At 75.7% G+C, this 23,596-nt stretch carries 14 protein-coding genes, 1 tRNA gene and 1 pseudogene; 6 read left to right on the top strand and 10 right to left on the bottom strand.

Translation table 11 applies throughout. The features are described 5' to 3' along the window. The first annotated feature begins 75 nt into the window (after nt 1-75). The gene (locus tag ACFWIC_RS09550; RefSeq protein ID WP_380517299.1) at nt 76-867 is read left to right on the top strand and encodes a class I SAM-dependent methyltransferase; all 792 of its coding nucleotides are present in this window, start codon (nt 76-78) and stop codon (nt 865-867) included. A gap of 72 nt (nt 868-939) precedes the next feature. Here ACFWIC_RS09550 and ACFWIC_RS09555 read toward each other — a convergent pair whose 3' ends face one another. The 8 genes from ACFWIC_RS09555 to ACFWIC_RS09590 form a co-directional block, all read right to left on the bottom strand. Beyond that, on the bottom strand, nt 940-2,079 hold the full coding sequence (locus ACFWIC_RS09555) for a hypothetical protein (protein WP_380517301.1): 1,140 nt from the start codon (nt 2,077-2,079) through the stop codon (nt 940-942). Nucleotides 2,080-2,502: 423 nt separating this feature from the next. Next, nucleotides 2,503-3,264 (bottom strand): hypothetical protein, encoded by a 762-nt coding sequence (locus ACFWIC_RS09560; protein ID WP_380517304.1) that lies wholly within the window; start codon nt 3,262-3,264, stop codon nt 2,503-2,505. Nucleotides 3,265-3,460: 196 nt separating this feature from the next. Beyond that, nucleotides 3,461-3,534 (bottom strand) — tRNA-Met (locus ACFWIC_RS09565). 13 nt (nt 3,535-3,547) lie between these two features. Further along, nucleotides 3,548-5,083 (bottom strand): PrsW family intramembrane metalloprotease, encoded by a 1,536-nt coding sequence (locus ACFWIC_RS09570; RefSeq protein ID WP_380517307.1) that lies wholly within the window; start codon nt 5,081-5,083, stop codon nt 3,548-3,550. 126 nt (nt 5,084-5,209) lie between these two features. Next, nucleotides 5,210-6,040 carry a tRNA (guanosine(46)-N7)-methyltransferase TrmB gene (gene trmB, locus ACFWIC_RS09575; protein WP_329947900.1) on the bottom strand — a complete coding sequence of 277 codons (831 nt, stop codon included), beginning with the start codon at nt 6,038-6,040 and terminating at the stop codon, nt 5,210-5,212. Between the two features lie 82 nt (nt 6,041-6,122). Further along, on the bottom strand, nt 6,123-7,358 hold the full coding sequence (lhgO, locus tag ACFWIC_RS09580; RefSeq protein ID WP_380517310.1) for an L-2-hydroxyglutarate oxidase: 1,236 nt from the start codon (nt 7,356-7,358) through the stop codon (nt 6,123-6,125). A gap of 84 nt (nt 7,359-7,442) precedes the next feature. Beyond that, nucleotides 7,443-9,029: a TROVE domain-containing protein gene (locus tag ACFWIC_RS09585; RefSeq protein ID WP_380517313.1), complete on the bottom strand. Its 1,587-nt coding sequence runs from the start codon at nt 9,027-9,029 to the stop codon at nt 7,443-7,445. A gap of 645 nt (nt 9,030-9,674) precedes the next feature. Next, nucleotides 9,675-11,105 carry an MFS transporter gene (locus tag ACFWIC_RS09590; protein ID WP_329878516.1) on the bottom strand — a complete coding sequence of 477 codons (1,431 nt, stop codon included), beginning with the start codon at nt 11,103-11,105 and terminating at the stop codon, nt 9,675-9,677. Nucleotides 11,106-11,937: 832 nt separating this feature from the next. Here ACFWIC_RS09590 and ACFWIC_RS09595 point away from each other — a divergent pair. The 3 genes from ACFWIC_RS09595 (at nt 11,938) to ACFWIC_RS09605 (ending at nt 15,936) form a co-directional block, all read left to right on the top strand. Continuing rightward, on the top strand, nt 11,938-14,271 hold the full coding sequence (locus ACFWIC_RS09595) for an asparagine synthase-related protein (RefSeq protein ID WP_380517316.1): 2,334 nt from the start codon (nt 11,938-11,940) through the stop codon (nt 14,269-14,271). Between the two features lie 342 nt (nt 14,272-14,613). Continuing rightward, nucleotides 14,614-15,135, top strand: a complete 522-nt coding sequence (locus ACFWIC_RS09600; protein ID WP_329878512.1) for a universal stress protein — start codon at nt 14,614-14,616, stop codon at nt 15,133-15,135. A gap of 96 nt (nt 15,136-15,231) precedes the next feature. Further along, nucleotides 15,232-15,936 carry a DsbA family oxidoreductase gene (locus ACFWIC_RS09605; protein ID WP_329878510.1) on the top strand — a complete coding sequence of 235 codons (705 nt, stop codon included), beginning with the start codon at nt 15,232-15,234 and terminating at the stop codon, nt 15,934-15,936. Between the two features lie 124 nt (nt 15,937-16,060). Here ACFWIC_RS09605 and ACFWIC_RS09610 read toward each other — a convergent pair whose 3' ends face one another. Then, complete coding sequence (locus tag ACFWIC_RS09610) at nt 16,061-18,412, bottom strand: sigma-70 family RNA polymerase sigma factor (RefSeq protein ID WP_380517320.1); 2,352 nt, start codon at nt 18,410-18,412, stop codon at nt 16,061-16,063. 338 nt (nt 18,413-18,750) lie between these two features. After that, entirely contained in the window at nt 18,751-19,593 is an 843-nt protein-coding gene (locus tag ACFWIC_RS09615) for a TetR/AcrR family transcriptional regulator (RefSeq protein ID WP_380517322.1), read from the bottom strand. Nucleotides 19,594-20,404: 811 nt separating this feature from the next. Between ACFWIC_RS09615 and ACFWIC_RS09620 the strand changes: the two genes are divergently transcribed. Together ACFWIC_RS09620 and ACFWIC_RS09625 are read left to right on the top strand one after the other, a co-directional pair. Then, nucleotides 20,405-21,706 carry an NAD(P)/FAD-dependent oxidoreductase gene (locus ACFWIC_RS09620; RefSeq protein WP_380517325.1) on the top strand — a complete coding sequence of 434 codons (1,302 nt, stop codon included), beginning with the start codon at nt 20,405-20,407 and terminating at the stop codon, nt 21,704-21,706. A gap of 213 nt (nt 21,707-21,919) precedes the next feature. Further along, nucleotides 21,920-23,236: pseudogene (locus tag ACFWIC_RS09625) on the top strand (PP2C family protein-serine/threonine phosphatase); the annotation flags it as partial. Between the last annotated feature and the right edge of the window lie 360 nt (nt 23,237-23,596).

Raw genomic sequence — 23,596 nt, forward strand, 5'->3', positions numbered from 1 at the left:
CGGTGACCTTCCGGCCCCGCCCGCCCCGGACCACTCCGGATGCGGGCGGGGCCGGCCCGTGTTCGGATGGCCACGATGGCCTCCCGAACCGCGATCCGCACCGCCGCCGCCCGGCCCGCCGGCCCCTTCGCCACAGCGTCCGCGGCCCCGCACGCGGCGTCCGGAACCCTGGTGACCTCCCGTCCGCTGGACGAGTACTGCGGACTCTTCGGCCTCACCCGGGCCCGGCTCGCCGCCCTTCCCGGGCCCCTGCTGGACTGCCCCGGCGGCGCCGCCGGACTGGTCGCCGAGGCCCGCGCGCTCGGCTGCCGGGCCATCGCCACCGACCCCGTGTACGCCCGGCCGACCGCCGAGATCGCCGCCCTGGCGCTGGCCGCGCGGTCCGTGATGGCCGCCACGATGGCCGCCCGCCCCGAGCTCTACCCGGCGCCCCGGCACTGCCCGCCCGACCGCTACCTGCGCAGCTGGGACCGCGCCCGCCGACTGTTCGCCGCCGACCGCGCCGCCCACCCCGAGCAGTACGTGGCGGCCGCGCTGCCCCGGCTGCCCTTCGCGGACGGCACCTTCGCGCTCACCCTCAGCGGCTTCCTGCTCTTCGCCTACCCGGAGCTGTTCGGGGCGGACCGGCAGCTGGCCGCGCTGGCCGAACTGGTCCGGGTCACCGCCCCCGGCGGCGAGGTCCACGTCCACCCGCTGTACGACGGCGAGGGGCGGCGCAGCGCCCGTCTCGACACCGTCCGGTTCGCCCTCGGCGAGCTCCGGATCGCCAGCGAGGTCCGCATCGTCCCCCCGGTCGGCGGCGGCCGGCGCCGGCGCGTCCTGGTGCTCCGGAGAGTCGGCCGCCCGCCCCGGGGCCGCTCGGGGTAGCGGCGTCCTCCCCGGCCCGTCCGGTCCTGGGGCCAGGTCCCGGCACCTGGCGCCCGGCACCCGGCACCCGGCCTACGGTGTGCCGGTCTGCTGCGCCGCGGCCGGCTGCGCTCCCGCTGCCGTGGCCCTGGCCCCCACCGGTCCGGCCTGCTGCGGGAGGAAGACCGGCGTGTCCAGGCGGGACAGTATCTTCTCCGCCAGCCAGCTCCGGTCGGAGCCGTAGGGGATCCCGTCCGGGGCCATCAGCCGGCCCGCCACCGCCTCGTGCAGCCGCCGGGCCTCGCCGTCCGGCAGCCGGGAGAGCAGCCCGCGGGCCGCCAGCAGCGCGTGGTACTGCTCGAAGCCGGAACGCGGACGCTCGATCGCCTCCAGCACGCTCGTCAGGTCGGCCAGCGCCGGATCGCCCTGCATCAGGGCGAGGGCCTGGATCCGCCTACCCTCCGAGCCGTCCGCGAACAGCTGCCGCACCTGGTCCGCCGTCAGCGCCGAGCGCCGCGCCGTCGACCGGACCTCGGCCACCACGCTCTCCGGGCCGGCCGCGGGACCGGGGGGCAGCACCGAGCCGGGCAGGTCGCCCGGCCGCTCCGTACTGGTGCCCACCAGACCCAGGTGCTGCATCGCCCGCATCCGCAGGTCCTCCGCACCGACCTTGTCGCCCTTGCGGTCCCGGTCCTGGCCGGCGAGGAAGAGGTCCAGTGCCTGATCCGCGTCGGAGAGCACCTGCGGCAGCGCCAGCCGGGTCAGCAGCCACCCGGCCAGGAAGCCGAGCAGCAGGAAGTAGAGGACCAGCGCCGCCGAGAACGGCACCGCGTCCGCGTCACCGCCCAGGACGGGCGCGAGGGCCGTCCCGAGCTGGTGCAACCGCTCGCCGAGCGAGCCGAGCTGGGTCAGTCCGACACCGAGCAGCACCTTGGTCAGCCAGTCGGAGACCTGCTCCAGATTGGTGTTCGGCGCGTACGAGCCGTGCGGCTCGGAGCCGCCCGTGGCGGTGCGCACCCGGGGCACCCCGAACAGGAAGCCCAGCGCGCCGCCGACCATGACCGCCGCGCAGGCCACCACCAGTCCGCCGCCCAGCGCCTGCCACGGTCGTGCGCGCCCCAGGGAGAACAGCAGCAGCCCGAGCGCCCCCGTGCCCAGCAGTGCCCCGGCCGCCGTCCGCTGCGCCGTCCGCATGGCCGCCGCACCGCCGGTCCGCCGTGTCGTCCCCGCCATCGCCCACCCCCCGTGCCCGTGCCGCTCCGCTCCGGAGTGCGCGCCGACTCTAGCGGGGGATGCCCTCGGAGCAGCCCGGGAAACGCCCGCAGCCGCGCCCGGCGCTCCTCGGGCCCGGGGCGGTGCCCGGAGAGGGCACACGGCCCGGTCCCGGACATGCAGACGGCCCGCGGGCTGCTCCTCGGTGCCGGACCCCGCGAGAGGTCCGGCACCGAGGCACCGGGGATGTTCCGGTGAGCCCGCGGGCCGGGTGACTGCTATGGATTTCGCCTGCCGGAGGCCAGGGGCCTCACCCTGCGCAGGCAGGGCCGCTCCAGCGAGCAGCCACCTCACACATCCTGATGGAACTCAACTCAGGATCACCTCCTTTCAGTGTGCCGCCACGATAGGCAGGTCCACCGGAGGAGGGCAACGGATTTATTCTCAGGCGGACTTGAGCTGGTCCTGCAGCTTGGCGAAGTCGATCACGTTGTCGGCCGGCGGGGCCTGGATGGTGAGCGGCTTGTCGTAGTCGGTGAAGTCGATCTGGCCGCCCTCGGTGCCGCTCTTCTTCTCGACCCGCAGCGGGTAGAACTTGCCCTCGGTGGCGACGTGGATCGTCGACTCCTCGCCCTTCCGGTCCTTCACCTTGAGGCTGAAGGCCTTCTGGCCGTTGACGGTGGCGACCCCGCCCTTGGTGGCCTCGCTCTTGCCGGAGTCGTCCGAGACGATCTTCGCGGTGAAGTCCTTGAGGTTGCAGACCGAGGTGAGGTCCTTCATCTCGGAGTCCTGGAGGCCCGACAGGTAGCGGCCCTTGAACAGCTCGGCGGCCTTCGCCCCCTCCTTGCCCGCGATGGCGGTCCAGAACTCCTTGTCCGGCTTCACGTACGACTGCTTGCCGTCGCTGATGATCTCGAACTTGCCCATGCCCGGCATGCTCATGGTGCCGGTGCACTGGCTCTTGGTGTCGAGGGCCAGGTCGATGGTCATCTTGCCCTCGTCCATGGCGATGTCGCCGGTGATCTTCACGGACGTGGCGGCGGACAGGGCGTCCTTGGTCGCCTGCTCGATCTCCTGGGCGCTGAGCTTCTCGGTGTCCAGCTTCGGGGTCGCCCCGGCCTTGCTCTGGGTGTCCCCGCAGGCGGTGGCACCGGCCGCCAGCAGCAGACAGATCGCGGCGGTGCCGGCAAGGCGCTTCGACAGCATGAGTGCGTTCCTAACTCGGCGCGATGGTCCGCGTCCGAACGAGTGACTTTGCACTTCAGTATGCTTTACGGCTTTTTTAGGGGATCTTGACCGGGGCCGCTGTTACAGGTTCGTGGCAGGACCGTGCCGTCGCCGAGTTCGGAACGGGAACGGCGAAGGCCCGGAGGACGAGTCCTCCGGGCCTTCCGCTACTGAGTAGCGGGGACAGGATTTGAACCTGCGACCTCTGGGTTATGAGCCCAGCGAGCTACCGAGCTGCTCCACCCCGCGTCGGTAAACACAACTATACGGGGGAGCCACCCGAATGGGAAATCGGTTCCCCGGCGGCCCCCGGACCGCCCGCGGGACCACCCCCCGGGCGGGCCCCGGAGCCGCCCCGGAACCGGCGGGGGAGCCCGCCCCGGAACACGCCCGCGAGGGGGCCGCCGCGCCGTCCGGACACCGTGCCCCTCCCGTGGTGCGGGGCGTGCCGGGAGGTCCGTGCGCGGGCCCAGGCGGCGAAGCAGACCAGCGCCGCGAAGCACGGCACCATCAGCACCGCGTACACCAGCAGGAACCCGCGGGTGCCCAGGTCGGCGGCCGCGTTCCAGGTGCCGTGCAGCGCCATCGACAGCACCAGCCCGGCCGGCGCCGCCAGCCGGGCCAGCAGGCGCCGCCCGGTGGTGAGCGTGAGGGCCAGGCCCAGTCCGGTCAGCGCGGTGAACAGCGGGTGGGCGAACGGCGAGAGCAGGCCGCGCAGGACGAAGGTCTGTACGGTGCCGTCGAAGTCCCGCAGGCTGGGCGCCTCGCCGAGCCCGATGCTGTCCAGCCGCTGCTGCTGGTCGTCGGTGAAGGCCCGGCCCAGGTAGAGCGCGTTCTCGGTGAAGGCGAAGCCGCAGGCGGTGATCCCGCCCAGGACCACCCCGGCGGCCAGCGTGCGCGGCCGGTACCGGGCCCGTCGGTGGTCGCGGGTCGGCGGGGCGGGGCGCAGGTAGGGCAGCGGGCGCAGGTAGGGGCGGAGCCGGAGCCGTCCACGGGCGTGCGCGAGGGCGGGGCGGCGGTCGTACCCGCGGGGCTGCCGGGGGCCGGGCAGCGTGCGCAGCACGGAGGCACAGGGGCGGTCCGAGCCCCGGCCGGTACATCGGAGCCGCGTGCCGAGCGGGAGCAGCAGGACGAGCAGGGCGGCGCCCTTGGCGCTCTCCTCGATCACCGGGGTCACCAGGTCGGCGCCGAGCACCTCGCCGAGGCTGCCCTGGTGGGCGGTCAGGTAGCTGTTGGTCCAGCCGTTGGCGAGGATCGCGAACGTGGTGGCGGCGCAGGCGCCCCAGCCGAGGCAGAAGACGGTGTGCCGCAGGGGGACCCGGGCGGTCTGGTTGAGCCAGGCGAGGCCGCCGAGCACGAACGGCAGCGGGACCAGGGCCAGCCCGAGGCCGACCAGCAGTCCGGTGCTCCCGGTCTGCCGGCGGACCAGATGGAGGATCAGCACCCCGCAGCCGGTCAGGGCCAGGACGGCGGTCGCGGTGACGGAGGAGGTCGCGGCCGAGCGGGCGGCGCGGGCCGCTCGGGGCGGGCGCCCCGGCCGGGACGCCCGCGGGCCGGCCGGGGGATCGGCGGCGGGGTCTGCGGGCGGGTCGGCGGCGGGGTCGGTCCGGGGGGCGGCCGGCGGGCCGAGCACGGCACCGGTCCCGGTCCGGGCCGCGCGGGTCGGCCAGGGCACGAGCCGGTGCACCCGGCGCTCCCGGGGCCCCGGGATGGTCCGGGTGCCGGCGGTGCGCGGAGGCATCTCTCGGTCGTCGGCGGCCCGCACGGTGGTGTGGTGCCCGCCGGACGGGCTGCTCACCCGGCACAGGGTAGGCCACATCGCCGGGCCGCCGGGAGGAGTCGGGACGAATCCCCCGCCCGCGCGCATCCGCCGGCCGCCGTCGCGGAGGCCGGACGACCGCCGGGTCGAACACCCGGCGGGGGATCAGCGGCGGCGGAACAGCAGGTCGTGCACCACGTGGCCCTTGGCGATGCCCGCCCGTTCGAACTTGGTGACCGGGCGCCAGTCGGGCCGCGGCGCGTACCCCGGGACGGAGCCGTCCGGGTGGTCCGCGGGCTCCAGCCAGCCGGTGCCGTCACCCTCGGGGTGCAGGTTCTCCAGCTCCGGCGAGGCGGAGAGCACGTCGAGCATCTGCTCGGCGTACGGCTCCCAGTCGGTGGCGCAGTGCACCAGCGCGCCGGGCGCCAGCCGGGGCAGCACCAGGTCCAGGAAGGACGGCTGGATCAGCCGGCGCTTGTGGTGCTTGGGCTTGGGCCACGGGTCGGCGAAGTAGACCCGCAGGCCCGCCAGCGAGGCGTCGGAGAGCATGTCGCGCAGCAGGATCACGGCGTCGCCGGCGGCGGCCCGGACGTTCCGGCTGCCGTCGCGCTCCAGCATCCCGAGCAGGTTGCCGTGGCCGGGGGTGTGCACGTCGGCGGCCAGGATGCCCGTCGCCGGGTCGGCGGCGGCCATCGCGGCGGTCGTCTCGCCCATGCCGAAGCCGATCTCCAGCGTGACCGGCAGGCCGTCGAACAGCGCGGCCAGGTCGAGCGGGGTGCCGTCGATCGCTATGCCGTACCGCTCCCAGCCCCGGTCCAGCGCGCCCGCCTGGGCGTTGGTCATCCGGCCCCGGCGCGGCTGGAAGCTGCGGATGCGCCGCTCGCTGTGCTGGGCCTCGGTGGCCTTGTGCGGGTACATCGGCGCCGGGTACGCGGCGGGCGCGGCGGAGAGCCGGGCGGAGGGCGATGGCTGGGGGATCGGGGCGGTGGCAGTCACAATCAACCGAGTCTACGGGGCCGCCCGGCACGGCCCGCAGGCCCTGTGACGGTCCCCACGTCCGGCCGGGCGGGGGCGGGGGTCACCCGCCGGCGTCCAGCGCCGCCAGCGCCCGGCGGGCCACCTCACGGCCGATCGGGAGCGAGGCCGTGGCCGCGGGGGAGGGGGCGTTCAGCACGTGCACCAGACGGCGGGTGGAGCGCGGGTCGTCCGGGTCGAAGCCGGCGAACGCGAAGTCGTCCAGCAGCGAGCCGTCCCGGGCCACCGCCTGGGCCCGGACGCCGGCGGCGGCCCGGACCAGGTCGGCCGCGGTGACGGCGGGCAGCAGCCGCTGCACGGCGGTGGTGAAGGCCCGCTTGGAGAGCGAGCGGCGCAGCTCGCCCACCTCGTAGCGCCAGTGCCGGCGGGCGATCTGCCAGGCGCCGGGGAAGGCGAGCGTGTCGGCGAGGTCGCGCGGGCGGACGGTGCGCCAGTCGTAGCCCTCGCGGGCCAGGGCCGGTACCGCGTTCGGGCCGACGTGCACGTCGCCGTGGATCCCCCGGGTGAGGTGGACGCCGAGGAACGGGAAGGCGGGGTCGGGCACCGGGTAGACCAGGCCCCGGACCAACTCCCGGCGCTCCTTGGTGAGTTCGTAGTACTCGCCGCGGAACGGCACGATCCGCACCCCGGGGTCGTCGCCGGCCAGCCGGGCGATCCGGTCGCTGTGCAGTCCGGCGCAGTTCACCAGCACCTGGCAGCGCAGTTCGCCGGTGGAGGTCTGGACGGTCACGCCGTCCGGCCGGCGGGCGACCGCCCGGAGCTCGGCGCCCGTCCGGATCTCCGCGCCGGCCTCGCGGGCCAGCCGGGCGTAGGCGGCGGCCACGCCGGGGTAGTCGCAGATGCCGGTGGTGCCGATGTGCAGCCCGGCGACGCCGGTGACGTACGGCTCGTGCTCGGCGATGCCCCGGCGGTCCAGCTCGGTCACCGGGATGCCGTTGGCCCGGCCGCGTTCGGCCAGCGCGCGCAGCCGGTCCAGTTCGGCCGGCCCGGTGGCGACGATCAGCTTGCCGGTGACCTCGTACGGCACGCCCTGGGCGCGGCAGAACTCCACCATCTCGGCGGCGCCGGCCACCGCGTACCGGGCCTTGAGCGAGCCCGGCCGGTAGTAGACGCCGCTGTGGATGACCCCGCTGTTGCGCCCGGTCTGGTGCGCGGCGAACCCGGGCTCCTTCTCCAGCACGGTGAGCCTGAGCCCGGGCCGGGCCCCGGCCAGCGCGTACGCCGTGGAGAGCCCGACGATCCCGCCCCCCACCACCAGTACGTCGACGTCGTACGCCACCGCCCGCTCCTCGCCTCGCTCGCCCCGACCGGCCCCCGCCTGCCCGCGATGCTGCCACGGCGGCGGGGGCCGGTCGAGTGGGCGTCAACGGCGCTCGCGCTCCCCCCACGGCCAGTCCGCGTCGCGCCCGGACTCCAGCAGCGGGACGAGCCGGAAGGCCGCGTCGGTCAGCCCGCCGAAGGTGTGCCGGCCGGGCCCGGCGGGTGCGTGGGCGAGGGCGTAGCCGGCCAGGTTCCAGGTGTAGACGGGCACCCGGGCCGGGACGGCCGCCAGCGGGTCGTGGCCGTGGAGGCCCGGCCCGGTCTGCTCGTCGGTGACGATCACCACCCGGTCGTGGTCCCGGTAGTGGGCGCGGACGGCCGCGGCGGTGGCGGTGCCGCCCAGGCTGCCGAAGCGGTCCAGCACGCGCAGCACCGCCTCGCCCCTGCCGACCTCGACGACCCGGCTGGTCGAGCCGAACTCGACCAGGTCGGCGTCGGCGGCCCGGACCTTCAGCGCCGTGCCGAAGATCGCCGCCGAGTCGGCCCGGTTGAGCCCGCTCCGCTCGCTCGGCCGGTCGAACATCGACCCGGACCGGTCGACCAGGATCAGCGTCCGGCCGGGCAGCGCCGGCACGTTGGCGAGCGAGTGGGAGAGCGCGGTCTCCAGCGCGTGCCCCCAGCGCAGCGACGGCGCGTGCCGGTACGCGGCCAGGTAGCGGAACGGGAACTGGCGGGAGCGGCGCACCTCCTCCCGGTCGCCGATCCGCCGTGCGACCTCGGCCGCGACCGCGTCCGAGACCCCGGCCCGGTCGAAGTTGCGCAGGTTGCGCACCAGCGCCATCGGGCCCATGGACGGGATGACGGCCTCCCAGACGGCCGCGTCCAACGGCCCCTGCAGCCAGCCGGCCAGCGCCTCCCAGGTCATCCCGGCCGCGGCCAGCCGCTCCGCTCCGCCCTCGCCGGTCACCACCGCGCGCCGCCGGTCGACGGGGAGCGCCAGCAGGTCGCGGTGGGCGGTGAGCAGCGGGTCGCCGGTGGGCGGGGCGGTCTCGTCGGGCCGGTGCCGGCGGTCCAGCGCGTAGCCGAACAGCGCGCCCTGCCACGGCTTCTCCGGGTGGGGCGCCGGGTGGGTCAGCTCCAGCACGTCGGCGAAGCGGTAGCCCTTCGACGCGGTGTCGTACTTCAGCAGCGCGCGGCCGTCGTAGAGCCGGCGGACGGCGTCCGCGACGCCGCGCTTGACCGGCTTCGGCAGCGCGCGCCCGTAGCGGGACGTCCAGTAGGCGAGCAGTTCTCCGGGCTCGTCGGCACGCCGCAGGACGGCGTCGACCGCCCGGCGGGAGTACCCGGGCTCGCCGACGTCCAGCCGGGCCCGGGTGAACTCGGCCGCGCCGACCAGCGCGGCCGTCCGCAGCTGGCCCTCGTGCCGGAGCCAGCGGAGCAGGCCGAGGGTCCATTCCGGGTCGCTCACGGCGAGTTCGCGGACCAGCGCGGTGTAGCGGTCGTCGCGCCGGCCGCCGCGCTCGTGGAACGTGTCCTGCCCGACCATGTTCGCGACAGCCAGCAGGAAGAGTTCGGACTTCGCGTCGCGGAGGTGTCCGGTGCCGCCGTTGTGATTGACCGCACGCTGCCCGGTGGTGGTCACGGGCGAGCTCGCGCTCGGCCTGGTCCGGCGGACGTTGAAACGCGACATGGTGGAACCCCCCTGCTGGCTGGTGGAAGTCGTGCGGGAGGCACGGCGGAGGAAGGGGTGCCCGAGATCGTGCCGGCCCGGCGGCCGACGACGGCGGGGGCAAGAGGCTTGTGCTCTACCGGATTGAGCTAGCGGCCGCGCTCGCGCACGGACCGCCCGGGATTCGAACCCGGAACCCCAAGATCCGAAGTAACCCCGGCCTGCGCACCGGGCACCCCGGCGCCGTGCCTCCCGAGATCACAGTGGCGGCGGTGTCGCGGGCTCGAACCGCAGCGCCTTTCGGCGCCTCACCAAGAAGTAACCGCTGCCGTCGCACCGGGAGGTGCGGAAAACCTTTTCACGAATGGGTGTCCAGAGATCGAGGACGGCTGAGGTGACGAAGCTGCTCTACCTGACTGAGCTACACCGGCCGGAAATGCCGGTGGCGGGATTCGAACCCGCGACCCGCCCATACGAAGTGGAAGTAACCTCTGCCTGCGCACCTGGACGAGAAGGACGATATCCGGGGGCCTTCCGGCCGTGCATCCGAATTAACGCCGGCAGTCCGGCAGTCCGGCCGTTCGGTTGCCCGGCCGCCCGGTGGGTCCGGGCTGCCGGGTCGTCGGACCGCGTCCGACCGCGTCCGACCGTGTCCGGAGGCGCCGCCTACGCGGGGGCGACGATCACCGAGCGGGCCCGTTCGGCGAGCTCCCGCACCCGGCGCTCGCTCTGGAACGGCTCCAGCCGGCGCAGCATCTCCACCACGTACTCGCGGCTGCGCTGCGAGGAGATCCGCCCGGCCACCTCGACGGCGCGCTCGCCGGCCGCGACCGCCGCGTCCAGGTTTCCCGCCTCGGCCTCGGCCATCGCGGAGACCACCAGGCGCAGGCCGTGCGAGCGGACGAAGCCCTCGGTCGGGCGGGCCAGCGCCTCCCGGGTGAACTGGCGGACCTTGGACGGCACCCCGAGGTCCCGGAAGCACTCGGCGGCGTCGGCGGCGAGCCGGTCGTAGGCGTAGAAGTCGATCCACGCCGGATCGGGATCCCCGGCGCGGGCCCGTTCGAGCGCGCTCTCGGCGGCCCCGAGCGCCGTCGCGCACGCCGCCGCGTTGCGCGCCCTGGCCTGGGCCCGGGCCTCGACCAGGTGGAAGAAGCTCATCGTGCGGGTGGTGGCCAGGCCCCGGTTGCGCTCCAGTGCGGCCTGGGCGAGGTCCACGGCCTCCTCGGCGAAGCCCCGGTAACAGGCCTGCAGGCTCATCGAGGCCAGCACGTAGCCGCCCAGCGGCACGTCGGCGGCGGCCCGGGCCAGGCGCAGGGCCTGGATGTAGTAGCGCTGGGCGGCTTCGTGCTGACCGGTGTCGAAGGCCATCCATCCGGCCAGCCTGGTGAGTTCGGCCGTCGCGCCGAACAGCGCACGGCCCACCGCGTCGCTGTACGAGGCCAGCAGCAGCGGCGCGGCCTCGACCCGCAGGCACTCCGGGACCATCGACGAACGCCAGTCCCCGCCCCCGTACTTGGAGTCCCAGCGGCGGGCCTCCTGGGCCGCCTCGCGGAGCTTGGCGGCGTCCGAGTGACCGACCCGGTACGAGCCCGCCTCGACGGGGGAGCGCAGGGGGAGCTCGCGGGCCACCGAGCCGTCGGCCGGGGTGATCAGCCAGCGGGAGACGGGGGTCGCGTACGCCGCGACGGAGAAGGTGCCGGCCAGGCTGTCGCTCCAGCGGCCGCCGCCGGGGCCGCGGCGCAGGTCGAGGTCGACCCGCCAGAGGTCGGTGGCGGAACGGACCGCCTCGGACACCTCGCGCGGGAAGGCCAGGCCGAGTTCGGGCGCCGGATCGGTGTCACCGAGGCCGATCTCCTCCAGCGGGACCGGCCGCCCGAGCTTGCCGCCGATCGCGGTGGCGATCAGGTGCGGGACGGGGCCCTGCGGCACCATGCCCTTGCTGACCCAGCGGGCCACCGAGGTCTTGTCGTACCGGAGCGTCAACCCGCGTTGCGCGCCGAGGTCGTTGACCCGGCGAGCCAGCCCGGCGTTGCTGATCTGGGCGAGAGTCAGGAGCGTGCCGAGCCGTTCGTTCGGTCCTCGTGGGCTGACGGTCATGGTGGCGGGGGCACCTCCTGCGGCCTTGTGCGCGGGGCCCGGGCGGCACCGGGCCGTAGCTGCTGTACCTAGAGTAGTCGGACGCGTTCCGAGGGTTAAGAGGCCGCATTCCGGATGGCGGGATCGCGCACCCGGCCGCGTCCGGCGGGCGGGTCGGCGAGTTGGTCCGGACCACCCGGATCCGGCCGTGCCGCGGTGTTCCGACCGCGCGCCGGAGTGCCGTGCTCCGGTCCCGTGTCGATGTGCGCCCGGCCGTGCCCCCTGGCCCGACCGGCTGGTCGGCGATTCGCTGGTGGTCGTGGGTCGGCCCGCCGTCGAGGACCCGGCGGGCCGGGGGAAGCCGCCGTCTACATCCCCGCGGGCGGCGGCGAAGTCCGGGAGGGCATGCGGATGCCCTCCCGGACTGAGCGACGCCTTTCGGCCATTTCGCGATGGCCATGACAAGGCGACGTGAGGGGCGGTCCGGGCCGAGGAGGGGGAGGCCCGGGTCGCCCCACCGGAACGGGTCGCCCAGGCGTTCGACCGCCGGTTCCGACTACCCGCGGTACTCACGCCCCGGATCGCGCCGCACCCCGGATCCCGCGGAGTCGCCCGGAGTTCCCCGGGGCGCCGCGGCTGCCCGGCCCCGGTCCTCCTCCGTTCGCCGCGCTCCCGGTTTCTCCCCGCACCGGAAACGACAACTCCGGTCACCGGACGGCCGAGCGGTGGCACCATGTCTTCTGACGGCGCGCCGGCCCGCGGTGGGCGCCCGCCGCGGCGCACCACGGGATGGAGGGGGACGCCCGGCGGTGGACGCGCCGCGCGGTGCAGGTCCTCGTCCGGTGGAGGCACGATGCGGTGGCTGACGGGCTGGTGCACGGCCGCACCCCGACCGGGCGCCCCGGCGCACGAGCCCCCCGGCGCAGTGAGCCCGATCGCCGCGCGCCTCCTGTGGAGCGGCCCCGACCCGCTCTGGGCGGTCGGCGACTGGCGACCCGAGGAGATCCGCCTGGTCACCCTCCGGCCGGGAGCCCCCGCCACCGTCACCTCCGGCCACGCCGGTCCCGACCGGGTCGAGGACACCCCCGCCACCAGCCGCCTCGCCGTCCTCGGCCACTGCGGCGCCTCCGACGCCGAACTCGCCGCAGGTCTGGCCGCCGCCCGCGGCGGCGCCGTCCGCCACCTCACCGTCTGGCCCGGCAGCTACACCGCCGTCCTGCGCACCGGAGTCCGCTCCACCGTGCTGCTGACCGACCTGGCCGGCGCCCAGCCCGTCTTCCACACCCCCTGGGCCGGCGGCACCGCCTACGCCACCGCCGCCCTCCCGCTCGCCGACCTGGTGGGCGCGCCCCTCGACACCGGCCACCTGGCGGCCCGGCTCGCCTGCCCGGAGTCGCCGGAGGCGCTCGGCACCGGCACCCCGTACCTCGGCGTGCAGCGCGTCCCGCCCGGGCACGCGCTGGCCGTGCGCGGGGGGCGCCCGTACCTCACCTCGTACGACGAACCGGGTGCCGACGGCGCACGGCCGCCCGGCGAGGCGGCGGCCGTCCGCGAACTCACCCGGGCACTGCTGGAGTCGGTCCGCTCCCGGGTCCGGACCAGCCCGGCCGGGACCGCGCCGCAGGCCGTCGGGTCCGGGCGTTCCCGGCTCGGCGTGGACCTCTCGTACGGGACGGCGTCCGCCACCGTCGCGCTGCTCGCCGCCGCGGTCCCGCTCGCCTCGGGCCCGGCCGCCGTGCCCCGCCGGGCCGGTCCGCAGGCCGCCGGGGCCGACCCGGTCGGCAGCCCGCCAGGAGACGCGGTGGGGGACTTCGCGGACTCCGGTGAGCGGGCGGCAGCGACGGGCAGGGCCGGCGGCCGTGCCGCGCCCGGTGCGGTAGTCGGGCTTGCCGGCCGGACCGGGGCGGTCAAGGGCTCCTGGGCCCGCCCGGCCGCCCGGCCGCTGCCCGCCACCGAACAACTCGCCGCCGTCACCTTCGGCGAGACCGCCTTCGACGGGCGCGGTTGCGGCGGGGGCGGTTCCGGGGAGGACGACGGCCCGGCCGCCCTGACCCTCGCCCCCGACGTCCCCCGGCTGCGCCACACCGTGCTCGCCCCCGGCCCGGCCACCCTCCCGTACGCCCACCTGCGCTCCGACCCGGCCGCGGGCCGGCTCACCGACGAGCCCGGCCCCGAACTGGTCGCCGCCGCCGGCGCCGAGGCCCGCTTCGACGTCGGCGGCACGGACCACCTCACCGGCTACGGCGCCCGGCAGGTCCTGGACGGGCACCCGGCCCGGCTGGCCGACCTGGTCCGGGCCGGCCGCTCGCGGGAGCTCCTGTCGCCGGTGGTGGCCCTGGCGGGTGCCGACCGGGCCGCCGCGGGCGTGCTCGTCGGCGCGCTGCGCACCCCGCTCGCCGTGGTCCGGGCCGCCCACCGGCTCTCCCGGATCAGGTTCGCCGACGCGCTCGACGACGTCGCGGTGAAGCTGACCCTCCGGCACGTCGCGGACGGCGGCGGCACGGCGGGTGCCCGCTCGGTCGGTGACCTCGCCTGGGTGGTGCCCGGCCCGGCGGCCCGCTGGCTCTCGGACGAGGCCCTCTCGGCCGTCGCCCTCAGGCTCCGCCTGGCGGCGCGCGAACCGGCGCCCGGGGAGCACCCGGGCGCGCACCGGGCCCGCCACGCCCTCCATCGGCACGCGCGCGGGTTCCGCACGCTCGTCCACGCCACGGAGCAACCCGGTCAACGGCTGCACGCGCCCTTCCTGGACAACCAGGTGGTGCGCGCCGCCCGTCTCCTCCCCGCCGACGTCCGGCTCCAGCCCGGCGCGCGGCCCGCCCTGCTGCAGGCCGTCCTCGCCGGCGCCGGCCGCACCGACCTCCCGCCCGGCTGGGGACGGGGCCCCCGGCCCGACCGCACCACCGCCACCCGGGCGGGCCTGCGGCTCGCCGCCGACGGACTGGCCGAACTCTTCGACGCACCCCTGCTCGCCGAGGCCGGCCTGATCGACCTCCGTGCCGTCCGCGCCGACCTCGCCCGCGCCGCCGACCCGGCGACGCCCCTCGCGCCCGCCGCCCTGGCCGGCCTCGCCGACCTGGTGGCCACCGAACTCTGGCTCCGCCGTGTCCGCGCGCGCCGGCACGGCGCCTGCTGGACCGGCCTCCCCCTGCCCGAACACACCGCCCTCACGCCGCCCCGCTTCGCCTGACCCGGCCGCGGTACGGCTGCCCCGCCCCGGGGCCCGGCGCGCCCGCGCAGGGGTCCGTCCGGAGCAGGACGTCGGCCGGTCCGACTTCCTGTGCGCACCGGGCCGCCCGCCCGCGCCCTGCGCGAACCTGGCCTGATCCTGCCGCCCCCGTCCGCCCCGGTCGGCCCCGCCCCGCCCCGGTCCGGTCGTCCACGACGCGCTGCGCCCCGCTGCGCGCGCCCGCCCCGCACCCCTCCCGCCGCGAGCCGCACCGACGTCCGCCCGGCGCGGCTCGCCCGTGCGGCTGGGCCGTGCGGGCGATCATGGCGGGGCGTTCCGTCCCCTTCCCCTGCGGAGGCCGTGGTGACCAGTGCCAGTCCGGACCCGTCCGTCCCCGTCGTGCTGTCGGTGCTCGGCCGTCCGCCGACGGGCCGTCCGCCGGGGGTGCTGGCGGCGTGCGACGGTTCGGACGGCTCGCTCTGGGCCCTGGACCGGGCGATGACGGAGGCCGAGGTGTTCGGCCTGCCGCTGTACGTGCTCGCGGTCGTCAACCCGGCGCCGGCCGGGTACCCCCCGGGGATGGCCGAACTCGTCCAGGAGAGCGTGGAGACCCTGGTCGAGTCGATGGCGGACGGCCTCCGCCGCTCGGTGGCCGCCGTCCAGGAGGCCCGTTCCCGCCCGTACGAGGGGGAGTTCTCGCTCCACGTGGTGCTGGGGAACGTGATCGAGGTCCTGCTGGCGGCCTCGGCCCGCCAGCACACGGTGGTCGTCGGCACCCGGGGCAACGGCGGGTTCGCCCGGCTGCTGCTGGGCTCGGTCAGCGGCGCTCTGGTCCATCACGCCGCCTGCCCGGTCCTGGTGGTTCCGGCGCCGCCCGAGCACTGAGTCGCGGGCCACCTGCGGGCCTGTCGGGAATGTCCCGAGATGGTTCACCGTTCACCTATCTCGGACCGCATCCCTTCCACCCCTGGAGCCCCCGTCATGAAGGTCGAGATCTACTCCGACATCGCCTGCCCCTGGTGCTACATCGGCAAGCGCCGTTTCGAGCAGGCGCTCGACGGCTTCGCGGGCAAGGAGAACGTCGAGGTGGTCTACCGGCCGTACCAGCTGGTGCCGGACGCCCCGGCCACGGCGAGCCCGCACCGGGAGTGGCTGGCGGAGCGCTACGGCCCGCAGTCCGTCGCGATGGACGCCCGGGTGGCCGAGCTCGGCCGGGCCGAGGGCATCACCTACGACTTCGACGCCGCGCTGCACGCCAACACCTTCCTCGGCCACCGGCTGCTCCACCTCGCCGAGACCGAGTACGGCGCGGCCGTCCAGGGCCGGCTGAAGGAGGCGCTGCTGAAGGCGCACTTCACCGACGGCGTGGACGTCGGCGACCGTGCCGCACTCACCGGTGTCGCCGTCGAGGCGGGCCTGGACCGCGACCGGGTGACCGCCTACCTGGCGGGCGACGAGGGTGTCGCCGAGGTCCGCGCGCAGCTGGCCGAGGCCCGCGAGCTGGGCATCACCGCCGTGCCGACCTTCGTCTTCGAGGGCAAGTGGGCGGTCCAGGGCGGCCAGGAGGCCGAGGCCTTCCGTCAGGTGCTGGAGCAGGTCGCCTCCGAGATCGGCGAGCGCCGGCCCGCGCCGGTGCCGGTCGTCCCGGCCGGCGAGTCCTGCGCGGACGGCTCCTGCGCCGTCTGATCACCCGGCACGCGGCCGGTCCGCGTCCGCCCTCCGGATCGTCCGACGACCGGATCACCGCACAGACGGATCACCGCACGACCGGATCACCGTGGGGACGGATCGACGCCCGTCGGAGCCCGCTTCAGGAACACCTGAAGCGGGCTTCGGCCCAGTCGGCCATGTTCAGCGCCGACCAGACGCCGTTCGCCGGCGTCACCACCAGCCGGATCGACTTCTGACCGGCCAGCGGCACGTGCACCGGCACCGCCGGATCGCCGGCCCGCAGGGCGGGCGAGCTCCACAGGGTGCGGCCGTCACCGCCCTGCACCGAGAAGACCACACCGCCGATCGAGACGGTCAGGTCGTCCATCCCGGCCACCGCGTCGAACGACGTGCAGCTCCGGTTGAGGTCGATCAGCGTGGTGGCGGGGGCGTGCACGGTGATGCCGTGCGCGTGCCGGGCGCCGTCGATGCTGACGGCGTCCCGCTGCCAGAACCAGTCGCTGCCCTTCTGCCGGATGCTCGGCTGCGGCGGCGGCACGCGGTTGTTGCCGGGCTTGACCACCGGAAGGTCGTCGGCCCAGAAGTCCGTCGGCTCGGGCAGCGGCGGCAGGGTCGGCGCGCTGGGCGTCACGGTCGGTGTGGGCTGCGGGGGCCGCGTCGGCGTCGGGATCACCGGCACCTCGGGCGTGGGCACCGGCGGCACGCTCGGTGTCGGGACCACGGGGACCGGAACCGGGGGCGGCGTCGGGGTGGGGGTGGGAGTCGGCGTGGGCTTCGGTGGGGGTGTGGGGGTCGGCGAGGCCGCCGGAGTGCCGGCGGGCGCCTTTCCCGGCGGCGCCTGCGGGGGCACGGCCTTCGGCGTCGGGACGGGCGGCGGGGGCGCGGACGGGCTCGGCGCCGGTTCGACCGGCGCCGGTCGGGGGCTGCTCGGCACCGGCTCCGGCTCCGGCACGGGGGCCGGCGCAGCCGGCGGTGCGGGCGCGGCGGGCGCGGAGACCGGCGGAGCGGCGACCGGGGGCTTCGGCTCGGGCGAGCCGGTGAGCGCGTAGGCGGCGACGGCGGCTGCGGCCACCGCGACGGCGGCGGCGATCCCGGCCTTGGCCGCGGTGCCCAGACCCTCGCCGACCGCGCCGGCGCCGGCCCCGCCCCCGCCCGAGGCGCCTGCCCCGGCCGCTCCACCCGCCGCCCCGGCGGTCCCGCCGGTGGCCCCGGCGGCTCCCGCCGAGGCCCCGGCCGTGGCACCGGCCGTTGCTCCCGCCGAGCCGCCCGCCGTGGCGGCCGCGGTGCCGGCGGCCGCACCGCCGACCACCGCCGCCCCGCCCACGGCGGCCGCGGCGGCACTGAACCCGCCCACACCGATCCAGACCAGCACGCCGCCGGGCAGCAGCGCCCGCAGTCCGTGGTTGATCTCGGACAGCTCCAGGCATGCGGCCGTGCACCGGTCGCACTCCTTGAGGTGTCGGCCGACCTCCGCGGAGGCCCGCTTGCGCAGCGAGCCCCGTGCGTAGGCGCCGAGCCGGTTGGCGTACGCCTCGCAGTCCCGCTCCTGGCTGCCCGAGACGTGCGCCTGGAGGAAGGCGGCGGCCAGCCGGTCGCGGGCCCGGTGGGCCTGGACGGCGGTCGCGTTGGCGGTCTTGCCGAGCATCACCGCGACGGTCTTGGGGGACTCCCGCTCGACCTCGGTGTGCCAGAGCACCACCCGGTCGTCCTCGGGAAGTTCGGCGTAGGCCTGCATCACCATGCGCTGGTCGGCCAGCGCCATCGCCCAGGCGTCGGCGCCGGGGTCGGCCAGGTCGAGGTCGACGACGGCCGCCGAGGTCTGCGCGAACACGCTGAAATCGTCGACGAGTTGCTCGCGCCGCTCGCTGCGGGTCCAGGCTGCGGCGACGTTCCGCACGGCGGTCAGCAGATAGGCGCGGACGGCGAACTCCGGCCCCTTGCCCGCTCGCAGGGCCTGAAGCGTCCGGGCGAACACCTCGCCGGCCAGGTCCTCGGCGGTGAAGCTGTCCCGGCAGCAGGTCCGGGCGTAACGGCGCACCGAGTCGACGTGCCGGCGGTAGATCTCCTCGTAGGCGGTGTCGTCGCCGGCCCGGACCATGGCGGTCAACTCGGCGTCGGAAGCGGGACGTTCGCCGTCCACGGGGTCGGCGGGCGCGGGCACGGTGGGGCGCGCCGGGGTGCCGGGGCCGACGAAGGCCCCGGGGGTGACGCTGCCCAGCCCGGCCGGGGCCTGACCGGGTACGCGGCCCTGCGGGAGGGCGGCGGCGGAGGCGGAGAGCGTCTCGCGGCTGGGCATCCCGGCCTGGTCCGGCACCTGTGCGGACTGCAACGGGCCGGGCGGCGTCTGTTCCGGCTGCAGCTGCCCCGACGGTCCGGCGCCCGGGGTGGCGGGACCGGCGGCCGGGCCGTCAGGGCCCAGGTCGGGCCCGCTCGCGGCGGACCGGCCGAAGTCGAGGCCGTAGCCGTAGTCGTTCTGTTCCTCGGCGCTCACAACGGACCCCAGATTCCACGACAGCCCCCGTAGTGTGGCAGGGCGCGCGGGAGTGCGTGGGCGCACGATTCCCCGTTGCACGGCGCCGAGTGCGCGCGAACGGCGCGCATCGGGACATTGGCTCCAACCACGGGCAAAGGATGGCATAGCGCAGAGTTGGGCGGTAGCCGGACCGGCGGTGACCCACTCTTCCGTGGGGCCGTCGCGGATGTGTTCGCCCTGCTCCCGTCACCCGGGGCGACGGCGGCCGCACCCGGCGCGCGACCAGGTCCGCGCGCTGCCCGAATCTCCAACCTCCTTGCCCGGGGCGGACGGAGAGCGCCCGACCCGGGTGATGATCAGCGTGCCCGTAGACCGTCCAGCAGGATCTGCAGCAACCGGTCGGCCGGCCCTTCGCCGGGTTGACCGTCCGTCTGCCGACCACTCGGCGACTGGGTCGCCTCCCCGAGCGGGCCGACCCCGGAGACCGCCGACGACACCGGGGCGGCACCGGACACCGGCCCCCCTGCCGGAGCCGGCAGCGCCGCCGGTCCGCTGCGCGCGGCGTGCACCGGTACCGACGCGGTCAGCACCAGCACCACGTCCGCGACGGTCACCCCGGGCCGCAGCTCGCCGGCCGCACCCGCACGCGCCACGAGCGCGGCGAGCAGCTGCAGCAGCAGCCGCGGATCGGCGTCGGCGACCAGTACGCCGGCCTCGCCCTCGACCGTCTGCGGCCCCCCGGCGTGCGTCCCGCTTCCGTACGGCCCGCCGGCGTACGTCCCGCCTCCGTACGTCCCGCCCGCGTGCGCGCCGTGCGCGCCGGGGAGCGGCTCGTACCGGGCGGAACCGAACGCCGTGTTCAGCCCCACCACGTCGGGCGAGCGCTGCTCGGGCACCCGGCCCAGCTCCTCCGCGTACCGGAACGCCTCCGGCGGCAGCAGCCGCCCGGCCCCGGTGGACACGGCCCGGGCCAGGTACCCGGCCAGCGACTCCCACGCGCCGCCGCCGCCGTAGAGCGACTCGCGCGCCTGGGCCGTCAACCAGGCGACCTCCTCGGCGGCGATCCGCTGGACCAGCACCTCCTTGCTCGGGAAGCGCCGGTACACCGTGCCGACGCCGACCCCGGCCCGGCGCGCGACCTCCTCCATCGGCGCGCCGTATCCGAACTCGCCGAACACCTCGCGGGCCGCACGCAGCACGCTCTCCAGATTCCGCCGGGCGTCCACCCTCAGGCGTGCGCCCGGCAGCGGCCCACCGGCCGGCACCGGTTCACCCCGGTACGGGGCCGCCGAATACACCGCCCCGGGCTGTGCAGGTGGTTCGGCGGGGCCTCGTTGCTCCGGCACCACGCCTTGGCCGGGGTGCGCCGCACCCGCTCGCCCCAACAGTCGCTCCTGCTCCATCATCCCAACTCTCCCCCGCAGGCGTCCGATCCCGGACCCTGTCGTCGCCCGCCCCTGCACCCCCCGGTGCAGCTCCGCCTGAAAGAAATGACCGATGCCCCATCGCTAGTGCCGCTGGTACCGCCCGGCCGCGGGTGCGGCCACGCGCAGACCACCCGGGCCCGTTCCGGCGGGTACCGCCGAACGTTCCGGGTACGACCGGCCCGGTGTGGCGGCGCCCGTCCGGGGCCTCGCCCGGGAACTACCCTTCCCCGGATCACGGTCCCGCAGTCGGGTTCTCCCGCCAACACTAGAACTGGCCGTAATGACCGATCCACGGTGCGTCGCCACCAGTTGACATGGCGGTGGCCGCTCCGCCACACAATCCGACCATAGTTCACGGCAGTTCGAGGCCGAAAGTGCGTCAGAAACTCGCCCAGGCAGCACATTCGTCCCCACGAGTCGCCTCACGCCCCATCCGTCACAGCACAGGCGGTGGACAAGAGCGGCCCGGCGGTCCTTTATTGGTGGGCGTGATGGGGGCATGCCCGGTCGAAGGCGGGCTGCCGGCCCCATCGACAGGAGGTGCGCCATCAGGATCCTGATCGTCGGCGGCGGGTGCGCGGGGATGTCCACCGCCCTGCACCTCCAGCGCGGCCTGCGCGAGCGGCTCCGCCGCGGCGAGGACGAACTGACCCTGGTCGAGCCCCAGGGCTATCTCACCTACCACCCGCTGCTCGCCGAGGTCGCCGCCGGCTCGATCGACCCCCGGCACGTGGTCGTCCCGCTCCGCCGCGAGCTGCCGGACTGCCGGGTGCTCACCGCCCGGATCACCCGGATCGAGCACGCGACCCGCCGGGCCTGGGCCGATGCCGCCGCCAAGGGCGAGCCGCCCGCACCGGTCGAGCTCGACTACGACGTCCTGGTCCTGGCCCCGGGCTCGGTCTCCCGCACCGCTGCCGTCCCCGGGCTGGCCGAACACGGCCGCGGCTTCTCCACCGTCGGCGAGGCCGTCGGCCTGCGCAACCACGTCCTGGAGCAGCTCGACCTGGCCTCCACCACCCGCGACCCGGCCCTCCGCCAGGCCGCGCTCACCTTCGTCTTCGTCGGCGCCGGGTACGCGGGCGTCGGCGCGCTCGCCGAGCTGGAGGACATGGCCCGGTACGCGATCCGCGGGCACCACAACATCAGCCCCGGCGACCTCCGCTGGGTGCTGGTCGAGGCCACCGACCGGATCCTCACGGAGGAGTCGCCGGAGCTCGCCGCCCACACCCTCGCCCAGTTGCGCGAGCGCAGCGTGGACGTCCGGCTGCGCACCACCCTGGAGTCCGCGGCCGACCGGGTCATGGCGCTCTCGGACGGCAGCCGGTTCGCCGCCCGCACCCTGGTCTGGACGGCCGGCGTCCGCCCCGCCCCGCTGCTGCGCGAGACCGACCTGCCACTGGACACCACGGGCCGGGTCCGCTGCCTGCCCACCCTCCAGGTGCTCGCACCGGACGGGCGGGCGCTGCCCGGGGCGTGGGCCGCCGGGGACTGCGCCGCCGTGCCCGACCCGCACGCGGACGGCGCGCCGTGTGCTCCCAACGCCCAGCACGCCTTCGCCCAGGCCGAACTGCTGGCCGCCAACGTGCTCGCCTCACTGGTCGGGGGGCCGCACGGCGCGGGCATCGTCGCGTACCGGCCGGGCGCACCCGCCTGTTCCACCTCCTTGGGCCTCGGGCGGGCCGTCGCCCACACGCGGCGCGGCGGACGGCTCACCGGGCGGCGGGCCTGGTGGCTGCACCGGGCCCGGCACCTGCGACGGCTGCCGAGCGGGGACCGCCGGGTGCGGGTGCTGATGGACTGGGCGCTGGCCGGCCTCTTCTCCCGCGAGGTGGTCTCGCTCGGAAAGCCCGAGCAGCCGGAGTTCGCCGACGACCGGCCCACGTGAGGCGCCGTCCGCGACCCCCCGGGGGCCCGCGGACGCGTCACCGGGGCCCGGGAGAGTCCCGCCGTCACCGATCCGACGACCGCGCCGGGCGCGGGCGACTTCCGGAATCGGGTCTCCGCCTGACAGGATCTGCCCGACCGAGTCATTACCCGGTGTGCTGATGTGCATACAAAAAGTGATGATATGTCTGGAACCCGAGGAAGCGGCCGTCGTTTGAACCTCATGCGCTGGAGCGCCCGGCTCACCGGAGTCCCGCGGCGTGCCGCCCCGTCGGCCGGGGACGGCACCGACCAGGGCCCGCCGTCCGGCGACGGCGTCGTGGTGCCCAGCCCCCGAGACCCCACCAGCCCCACCGGCCATTCCGGGCTCCTGGACGTACTCGACCCGACCGGCGTGTTCGACCCGCACCGGCCCCAGGACCTCCGCGAGGTCCTCAACCGCATCCCCGCGCCGGTCGCCGTCACCTACGGACCGCTCCACCAGCTCGGCTACGCCAACCGCGCGTACCGCGAGCTCTTCGGCGAACGGTCCACCGGCCTGCCCGCCTGCGACGCCCTGCCCGAACTCGGCACCCTCGGGGTCCTGCCCCTGATGGACCAGGTCATCCGCGGCGGCAGCCCGCGCAGCGTCAAGGCCCGCTGCATCCTCGGCCTCACCGGCAACCGCTACTACAACGTCTCCTGCGTCCCGCTCAGCCGCGACGCGGGCCACGGCGAGCCGGGCGCGGCCGACGACCGGACCGCCGGCGTCCTGATCTTCGCCGCCGAGGTCACCGACCAGGTGCTCGCCGCCGCCCGACTCCGCGAGTCCGAGCGCCGCCAGCGCGAGGCCGCCGTCACGCTCCAGCGCAGCCTCCTCCCGCAGAAGCTCGACCAGCCCGCCGACCTCCGGGTGGCCGCCACCTACCAGCCCGGCGGCGCCGAGGCCGCGGTCGGCGGCGACTGGTACGACGTCATCGCCATCGACGGCGGCCGCACCGCCCTGGTCATCGGCGACGTGATGGGCCGCGGCCTGCGCGCCGCCGCCGTCATGGGCCAGCTCCGCACGGCCGTCCGCGCCTACGCGCGCCTCGACCTCCCGCCGCACAAGGTGATGAGTCTGCTCGACGGCCTCGCGATGGAGATCGACGCCAACCAGATCGCCACCTGCACCTATGCCGTCTGGGATCCGCAGCGGCACACCCTCGGCTACGCCTCGGCCGGTCACCTCCCGATGCTCCTGCGCTGCCCCGACGGCACCGTCCTGCGGAGCGAGGAGCAGAACGGACCGCCGCTGGGCACCGGCGGCGGTGTCCACCTCTCCCACACCCTCCGCCTTCTCCCCGGCACCACCGGCGTCCTCTACACGGACGGCCTGGTCGAGCGTCGGGACGAGGACATCGACCAGGGCCTCGACCTTCTCGCCCACACCCTGGCCGGCGCGGTCGGCGCCCCGGACGTGGTCTGTGCCCGTCTGCTCCGCGCCATGGGGGTCACCTCCGACCACGACGACGACGTCGCCGTCCTCGCCTTCCAGCTGCCGACGGAGGAGGAGTCACCCGCCCGGAAGCCGGCACTTGACTCCGTCTCCCACGAGGTCTAGTGTTCTCCGAGTTGCCTGGCAGGGAGCACCGGACACGCATCTGCGCGGACGGTCCCGGGGCGGCCAATCCTCTGAAACACCACCTCTTCCTGTATTCGGGCCGAGGCGTGTCGTCCTTTTTTCGATACGTTCCGGCCAGGGTCCAATTGGCGTGCTCACTTTCGGGGATTGCGGTCGGATTCGCTTTTCGGAGCGGGGGTCGGCTACAGTTCAGAACGTCGGACGGGGCGTCAAGCCGCAGAAGACGCCAGCGAGTTGGACGAAGGAAGCGCCGGAAGCGGAGCGGAAAGCGTCTGATAAGCTCAAAGT

This window comes from Kitasatospora sp. NPDC127035, assembly GCF_042726075.1.
In the GTDB taxonomy this organism is placed as follows: domain Bacteria; phylum Actinomycetota; class Actinomycetes; order Streptomycetales; family Streptomycetaceae; genus Kitasatospora.